Source organism: Xenophilus sp. (assembly GCF_044462705.1).
Classification (GTDB): domain Bacteria; phylum Pseudomonadota; class Gammaproteobacteria; order Burkholderiales; family Burkholderiaceae_C; genus Xenophilus; species Xenophilus azovorans.
In genome coordinates, this window is record NZ_JBIQNC010000229.1 from 1 (window position 1) to 7,163 (window position 7,163).

6 protein-coding genes, 1 tRNA gene and 1 pseudogene are annotated in these 7,163 nt (G+C 65.8%); 1 reads left to right on the forward strand and 7 read right to left on the reverse strand.

All coding sequences use genetic code 11. From position 1 onward, the window contains the following. Positions 1–222 precede the first annotated feature (222 nt). The 6 genes and pseudogenes from ACIY1X_RS23000 to ACIY1X_RS23025 all read right to left on the reverse strand — a co-directional run bounded on the left by ACIY1X_RS23000 (position 223) and on the right by ACIY1X_RS23025 (position 5,564). The gene (locus tag ACIY1X_RS23000) at positions 223–1,809 is read right to left on the reverse strand and encodes an ABC transporter substrate-binding protein (RefSeq protein ID WP_399685117.1); all 1,587 of its coding nucleotides are present in this window, start codon (positions 1,807–1,809) and stop codon (positions 223–225) included. Positions 1,810–1,848: 39 nt separating this feature from the next. Then, complete coding sequence (locus ACIY1X_RS23005) at positions 1,849–3,135, reverse strand: M20 aminoacylase family protein (protein WP_399685120.1); 1,287 nt, start codon at positions 3,133–3,135, stop codon at positions 1,849–1,851. Between the two features lie 2 nt (positions 3,136–3,137). Then, positions 3,138–3,554, reverse strand: a complete 417-nt coding sequence (locus ACIY1X_RS23010; protein WP_399685123.1) for an ABC transporter permease — start codon at positions 3,552–3,554, stop codon at positions 3,138–3,140. Then, a tRNA-Ser gene (locus ACIY1X_RS23015) sits at positions 3,513–3,620 on the reverse strand. Before ACIY1X_RS23015 ends, ACIY1X_RS23010 begins: the two co-directional genes overlap by 42 nt. Before the next feature lie 255 nt (positions 3,621–3,875). Then, a pseudogene (locus tag ACIY1X_RS23020) lies at positions 3,876–4,118 on the reverse strand (ABC transporter permease); the annotation flags it as partial. A 195-nt stretch (positions 4,119–4,313) separates the two neighbouring features. Then, on the reverse strand, positions 4,314–5,564 hold the full coding sequence (locus ACIY1X_RS23025; RefSeq protein ID WP_399685125.1) for a porin: 1,251 nt from the start codon (positions 5,562–5,564) through the stop codon (positions 4,314–4,316). Positions 5,565–5,837: 273 nt separating this feature from the next. Between ACIY1X_RS23025 and coq7 the strand changes: the two genes are divergently transcribed. After that, positions 5,838–6,467: a 2-polyprenyl-3-methyl-6-methoxy-1,4-benzoquinone monooxygenase gene (gene coq7 / locus ACIY1X_RS23030; RefSeq protein ID WP_038207490.1), complete on the forward strand. Its 630-nt coding sequence runs from the start codon at positions 5,838–5,840 to the stop codon at positions 6,465–6,467. Between the two features lie 11 nt (positions 6,468–6,478). On the opposite strand, the gene ACIY1X_RS23035 is transcribed toward coq7, so the two are convergent. After that, positions 6,479–6,928 (reverse strand): OsmC family protein, encoded by a 450-nt coding sequence (locus ACIY1X_RS23035; RefSeq protein WP_038207489.1) that lies wholly within the window; start codon positions 6,926–6,928, stop codon positions 6,479–6,481. Between the last annotated feature and the right edge of the window lie 235 nt (positions 6,929–7,163).

Here is a 7,163-nt window from a genome sequence, read left to right on the forward strand (position 1 = left end):
TCGCCACCGGCGACGTGCGGAAACTGTAGCCAACGTCGCTGTCGTACCAGCGGGCGAGGGTTGTTTTCATCGGGGTGCGACAAGAGCCGCCAACACACTGAAGGCCGCGGAGCAGGCCATGCGGGAACCGCCGCGGGACTGGCTTGGCCAGACCGCAGGCGGTGCCCCCGCAGGGGGTTGGCGTAGCGGAACGAAGTCCGCGAAGACTGGGGGTGGTTCAATTCATGGCTTGATGCTCATCCACTTGTAGGGCATGTAGTTGTCGGCCATCTGCACCAGCGTGACCTTCTTGCTCACGCCCCAGGCCAGCGACTGCTGGTGCAGCGGCAGGTGGCCCACGTCGTCGGTGTGGATCTGGAAGGCCTCCTTGATCATCGCGTCGCGCTTGGCCTTGTCGGTCTCGGACTGCACCTTCACCGTCAGCTCGTCGAACTTCGGGTTGCAGTACGAGCCCAGGTTGAACTGGCCGTCGCCCGTCTTGTCGTCGGGGCAGCGCATCAGCGCATTCATGGCGTTGTGCGCGTCATAGGTCGAGGGCGTCCAGCCGAGCAGGTAGAAGCTGGTGTCGCGGCGCAGGATCTTCGGGAAGTAGGTACCCTTGGTCTCGGCCTGCAGGTTGATCTTGACGCCGATGCGCGCCAGGTTGGCCGCCACCGCCTGGCAGACCTGCGCGTCGGTGACGTAGCGGTCGTTGGGGCAGTTCATCGTCACCTCGAAGCCGCTCGGGTAGCCGGCGTCGGCCAGCAGCTTCTTGGCGCCGTCGGGATCGAAGGGCAGGCGCTTGTCCTGGGCCTCGGTCCAGCCGTTGATGCCGGGGCCGACCATCAGGGCCGTGGGCCGCGAGGCGCCGCGCATCACCGTCTTCTGGATCGCGTTGATGTCGATGGCCTGGTAGAAGGCCTGGCGCACGCGCTTGTCCTTGAAGGGGTTCTTGCCCTTGACGCTGGAGTACAGCAGCTCGTCGCGCTTCTGGTCCATGCCCAGGAAGATGGTGCGCAGTTCGGGGCCGACCACGGCGCGCGCGTTCGGGCTGGCGTTGACGCGCGGGATGTCCTGCACCGGGATCGGCTCCATCACGTCCACCTGGCCGGAGATGAGCGCCGCGACGCGCGTGGCCGGGTTGGCGATGGGGGTGAAGACCACCTCCTGCACGTTGCCCTCGATCTTGCCCCAGTAGTCGTTGTTGCGCACGAAGGTGGTGCGCACGTCGGGCTGGCGCTCGCGCAGCTTGAAGGGACCGGTGCCGTTGGCCTTGAAGGAGGCGGTGTTCTCGATGCCCTTGCGGCGGTCCACCGGCTTCTCGGCCTTGTTCTCGATGCACCACTTCTTGCTCATGATCATCACAGTCGAGAGCACATCTGGCAGCACCGGGAAGGGCGCCTTGGTCTCGATGTCGACGGTGAAGTCGTCGACCTTGCGCACTTCCTTGATGTCGTTGGTGTTGCTCTTCATGTCGGAGCCGTCGCCCGCGGCACGCGCCAGGCTGAAGAGCACGTCGTCGGCGGTGAAGGGCGTGCCGTCGTGGAATTTGACGCCCTTGCGCAGCTCGAAGCGCCACACGCTGGGCGAGGCCTGCTTCCAGCTCGTGGCCAACAGCGGGGCCAGGCTCAGGTCCTTGTTGCGGCCGGTCAGCGTCTCGTAGACGTTGGCGGTGGTGGACAACTGCAGCGACTCGTTGAGCGAATGCGGGTCCATCGACAGCGCGTCGCCCTGGTTGGCGATGCGGATGGTCTGCGCGCTCGCGAGCAGGCTCGCCGTCGCCAGGGCGGACAGGACGGCCGCTGCGGCCACTTTTTTCTTGAAGCTCATGGAAGCACTCCTCGGGTGGTTGCCGTGCAGTTCACGGACTCAGGTGGCCGCGGTCGCGGCGGGCTCGGGCTGCCGGCCGCGGGTGGCGGCCGCATCGGATGGCTGGCTGCCCTCGTCAGCCAGCGGCATGCCCTGCTCGACCAGGCCCGCGTGCAAGGCGGCGCCCAGGGGCAGGATCTCGTCGTTGAAGTCGTAGCGCGCGTTGTGCAGGTGGGCGCCGCCCTGCACATCCTGGCCGATGCGCAGGTAGGCGCCGGCCTTCTTCTGCAGCATGAAGGAGAAGTCCTCCGCGCCCATGCTGGGTTCCAGCTGCCGGTCGACGTTGTGCGCGCCGACGATCGAGGCCGCCACGTCGCCGGCGAACATGGCCTCGGGCGCGGTGTTGATGGTGGCCGGGTAGATGCGCTCGTACTTCATCTCGGCCGTGGCGCCGAAGGCGGCGGCCACCGAGGCGCACAGGTCGCGCAGGCGCTGCTCGACCAGGTTCTGCACCCGCACGTTGAAGGTGCGCACGGTGCCCACCAGCCGGGCCGAGCCGGGGATGACGCTGAAGGCGTCCAGGTCGCCGGCCTGCATGGCACACAGGCTGATGACGGCCGCGTCGATGGGCCGCACGTTGCGCGAGACGATGCTCTGCGTCGCCGTGATGATGTGCGCCGCGACCAGCACCGGGTCCACCGTCTGGTAGGCGTGCGCGCCGTGGCCGCCCCTGCCCGCGATGTCGATGGTGACGCGGTCGGCCGCGGCCATCATCGCGCCGCGGTTGATGCCCACCGTGCCGGCCGGCATCGCGGGCCAGTTGTGCATGGCATAGACCGCGTCGACGGGAAAGCGCTCGAACAGGCCGTCCTCGATCATCACGCGGGCGCCGGCGAAGCCTTCTTCTCCCGGCTGGAAGATCAGCACCGCCGTGCCGTCGAAGCGGCGCGTCTCGGCCAGGTAGCGCGCGGCGCCGACCAGCATGGCCGTGTGGCCGTCGTGGCCGCAGCCGTGCATGAGGCCCGGCCGGGCGGAACACCAGGGCAGCCCGGCGTTGTCCTCCTTCATCGGCAGCGCATCCATGTCGGCGCGCAGGCCGATCACGCGCCCGCTGGCCGTGGTGCGGCCGCGGATCACACCGACCACGCCCGTCTTGCCGATGCCGGTGTGGATCTCGTCCACGCCGCAGGCGCGCAGCGACTCCTTCACGCGCGCCGCGGTGTAGACCTCCTCGAAGCCGAGTTCCGGGTGCGCATGCAGGTCGCGCCGCAGCGCCGTCAGTTCGGGATGGAAGCGGGCGATGTGCGCGAACGCACGGCCGCCGGCCTGGTAGCGCAGGTCGCTCATCTTCAGTGCCCTCCCGCCTTGCCCACGCGCAGGCGCGGATCGACCGCGAAATAGAGCAGGTCGACCACCAGGTTGATGACCACGAAGATCAGCGCGATCAGGCACAGGTAGGCGGCCATCACGGGGATGTCGGCGAAGGTCACGGCCTGGATGAACAGCAGGCCCATGCCCGGCCACTGGAACACCGTCTCGGTGATGATGGCGAAGGCGATCAGGCCGCCCAGTTGCAGGCCGGTGATGGTCATCACCGGCACCAGCGTGTTCTTCAGGGCGTGGCCGAAATGGATGGCCCGGTTCGACAGGCCCCGCGCCCGCGCGAACTTGACGTAGTCGGTGCGCAGCACCTCCAGCATCTCGGCGCGCACCAGGCGCATGATCAGCGTGAGCTGGAAGATCGCCAGCGTCACCGCCGGCAACACCAGGTGATGCCAGCCGTTCAGGCTCAGCAGGCCCGTGTGCCACCAGCCGACCTGCACCACCTCGCCGCGGCCGAAGCTCGGAAACCAGCCGAGTTGCACCGCGAACACCAGGATCAGCAGGATGCCGATGAGAAAGGTCGGCAGCGACACACCCAGCAGCGACAGCGTCATGAACACCTGGCTCATGAAGCTGCCGCGCCGCAGCGCCGTGTAGACACCCATCGGAATGCCGATCAGGAGCGCCAGCGCGGCCGCCACCAGGGCCAGTTCGAAGGTGGCAGGAAAGCGTGAAGCCAGAAGGCTCGACACCTTTGCGCCCTGGCGCAGGCTCAGGCCGAACTCGCCCTGGGCCGCGTTCAGCAGGAAATGCCAGAACTGCACGAAGAAGGGCCGGTCCAGCCCCAGCGCCACGCGCAGCTCGCGGATCTGCTCGGGCTTGGCATCCTGCCCCAGCAGGAACACCACCGGGTCACCCACGTACTGGAACAGCAGAAATGCGATGAAAGCCACCGCGACCATCACGATCACGGCCTGGATCAGGCGGCGCAATACGAAAGCGAGCATTCAGTGGAGCGAGTTTCAAAGGATGCTAGCAGAGCAAGGCGCGTGCCCGAGCCTGGCGGCGCACGGGGTTTGCACCTAATGAGGGCACGAAAAAACTCGGACACAAGGCCATCGCATGCGCCAAAAGAAAAAGCCACTCCGCTTTCGCGGAGTGGCCTTGGCTTTCGATCCCTGCTGGCGTGAGCCAGCGGGGGATCAGAAGGCGTGGCGGATGCCCAGGTCGTAGCCGATGGAGGTCTTCGGACGATAGGCGCCCGACGAGCCGAACACCGTGTCGGTGTAGGTCGACGCGAACGGAGCGGTGATGTTGCCCGAACCAGCGCTGAAGTTCGCGCCGTTCTTGTTCTTGATGTAGGCAACCGTCGCGTACAGAGCCGTGCGCTTGGACAGGTTGTGGACATAGCCCACAGCCAGCTGGTCAGCCTTCGGATCGGCGTACTGGTAGTACGGATCCAGCAGCGCCACGAGCGGATCGCGATCGGTCTTGAACTTCACGCGGCCGTAGGAAGCGCGGATCTGACCGGCGCCGACGGGAACCGTCACACCCAGCAGGTAGCCGTCCATCTTGGTCGACGGATTGAACCAGGGCTCGTTCGCCGAGTACTCGTCCTTGTTCTTCACGCGGGCGTACTGGCCGAACAGCTTCACGACGCCGAAGTCATAGCTGGCACCGACGTTGAAGTTCTTGGCCGTGTTGTCGTAGCCCGTCAGCCAGTCCGACTCGTTGTTCTGCTCGCCGTAGGCCACAGCAACGTCCAGAGGACCGTTGGCGTAGCCGAAGCGGCCACCCCAGTAACGGCCACCACGGCTGTTCGGGTTCAGAGCGTCTTGCAGGTTGTTGTCAGCCTTCAGTTGCTCGTGGAACGAGTACATCACCTGGCCATAGAAGCCACCCAGGTTCTTGGGCAGGAAGTAGCCGATGGAGTTGCTGGCGCGAACGTTGGAGTTCTCGAGCGCGGGCGTGGCACGCTGGATCAGAGCGGTGCCGGCGCCCACGGTGCCGAACGGATCGAAGACCGTGTAGTTCCAGAACGTCGGCTTGTAGTCGCGACCCAGGCGGATTTCACCGAAGCCACCCGACAGGCTCACGGTGGAGCGACGAGCGAAGGTGGAGACACCGGTGGCGCCATCATCGTTGGTGATGGGCGCTTCCAGCCAGAAGCTGGCCGACAGACCGCCGCCCAGATCTTCGACGCCACGGAAGCCCAGGCGGCTGGAGTTGTAGGCGCTGTTGTTCAGGCCGGTCCGGCTGGTCTTCAGCGAGCCCGGCAGGTACAGGTAGGCGTACGGGTTGGTCAGCAGGGTGAACGGATCGGTCACCAGCTCGCTCTTGTTCGACACGCTGCTGATCGAGGCGTCCACGATACCGAACAGCGTCACCGACGATTGCGCCGAGGCAACACCGGCAGCAGCCAGGGCAGCCAGAGCAACGAGGGATTTTTTCATTGCAAGTTTCTCCAAGGTTAAGACATAGGGCGCCGGTGCGAAGGGTTCACCGTGCTGGCACTTCTTGTGCTCCCACCGGGCCCCGGGCCAACCTCCTTTTGGGAAGTTGTTGCTATTGCACCAGAGGCGCCGCACAAGGGCAAAGCAAATTGGCAGAAATCCGGAAGTGCCCGTCCGTTTCGTTGTAGCACTGCAACAGCACCGCAGCCCCTTCGCCCGGCCTGTTTTCCCTGCGCCAAAGAACCGGCGCTTGGATTGCGCTCAAATGCGGGCATGTCCCTCTCGCCCGTCGATCCACTGCTGGCTGCCGCCGATTCCGCATTGCGAACTCTGTTCGCCACCCCTCATGCCCATCGCGCCATGCCTCAAGGTGGACCGGCCAGCCCCTTGACCGATGCGCAGCGGCGCGAAGCCGGCGCGCTGATGCGGGTCAACCATGTCGGAGAAATCTGCGCCCAGGCGCTCTACACCGCCCAGGCCGCCTCCACGCGAGATCCCGTATTGCAAAAAAAGCTGCTTCAAGCCGCCGAGGAAGAGACGGATCACCTCGCCTGGACCCAGGCGCGCATCGAGGCGCTCGGCACGCACCGGTCGCGGCTCAATCCCTTCTGGTATGCCGGCGCCTTCGGCCTGGGGTTGCTGGCCGGTCGTCTGGGCGATCCCTGGAGCCTGGGCTTCGTGGCAGAAACGGAGCGGCAGGTCGAAGCCCACCTGGACGGCCACCTGAGCCGCCTGCCCGAGGGCGATACGGCCTCTCGTGCCGTGGTGGAGCAGATGAAGGCGGACGAGGCCCGGCACGCCGAGTGGGCCGAGCAATCAGGCGCCGCGCTGCTGCCCGGCCCGGCAAAGGCGCTGATGCGGCTGGCGGCCCGTGTCATGACGACGGTGGCGCACCGCATCTGAGCACATGGCGCTCAGAGGTCGATCAGGTCGAAGCTCGTGGTGATCTCCGCCGTCTTGCCCAGCATGATGCTGGCGGAGCAGTAGGTGTCATGGCTCAGGGCGATCGCGCGCTCGACCGCCGCCGCAGGAATGCCCTTGCCCGCCACCGTGAAGTGCATATGGATCTTGGTGAAGACTTTGGGATCCTTGTCGGCCCGCTCGCTGGTGAGCTTGACGCTGCAGCGCTCGACCTGGTGCCGCCCCCGCTTGAGGATCATGACCACGTCGTAGGCGGTGCAGCCGCCCGTGCCGGCGAGCACGGTCTCCATCGGGCGGGGAGCAAGGTTCTGCCCTCCGTTCTCGGGCCGGGCCGCGTCGGGAGCGCCATCCATTGTGAGCACATGCCCACTTCCCGTTTCAGCGACGAAACCCATGGCCGATCGGGTTCCTGTGGCGCCGGTCCAACTGACGGTGCACTCCATTGCAATCGCTCTTTCTTTCTCGAGTTCAGATACGCGGGTGACGGTCAAAAATCACAAAGCCGTCGACTTCGCGCAAAGGTTGTGGGGTAAATCACCATTGCCTTGTTGCATCGCAGCAAGACCTCGCTATACTTTATTTCAACGCGCACTCAGGTGCGCACCGGTTGTCTCCTCCACCCTCTCAATTGGTGGATTTGGCCCCGAGTCGCAAGACTCGGGGCTTTTTTCTTGGCGC

Excerpts from the sequence above, each read along its gene's own strand:
- ACIY1X_RS23000 (WP_399685117.1), bottom strand. The coding sequence starts at position 1,809 with ATGAGCTTCAAGAAAAAAGTGGCCGCAGCGGCCGTCCTGTCCGCCCTG.
- ACIY1X_RS23005 (WP_399685120.1), bottom strand. The coding sequence starts at position 3,135 with ATGAGCGACCTGCGCTACCAGGCCGGCGGCCGTGCGTTCGCGCACATC.
- ACIY1X_RS23025 (WP_399685125.1), bottom strand. The coding sequence starts at position 5,564 with ATGAAAAAATCCCTCGTTGCTCTGGCTGCCCTGGCTGCTGCCGGTGTT.
- coq7 (WP_038207490.1), top strand. The coding sequence starts at position 5,838 with ATGTCCCTCTCGCCCGTCGATCCACTGCTGGCTGCCGCCGATTCCGCA.
- ACIY1X_RS23035 (WP_038207489.1), bottom strand. The coding sequence starts at position 6,928 with ATGGAGTGCACCGTCAGTTGGACCGGCGCCACAGGAACCCGATCGGCC.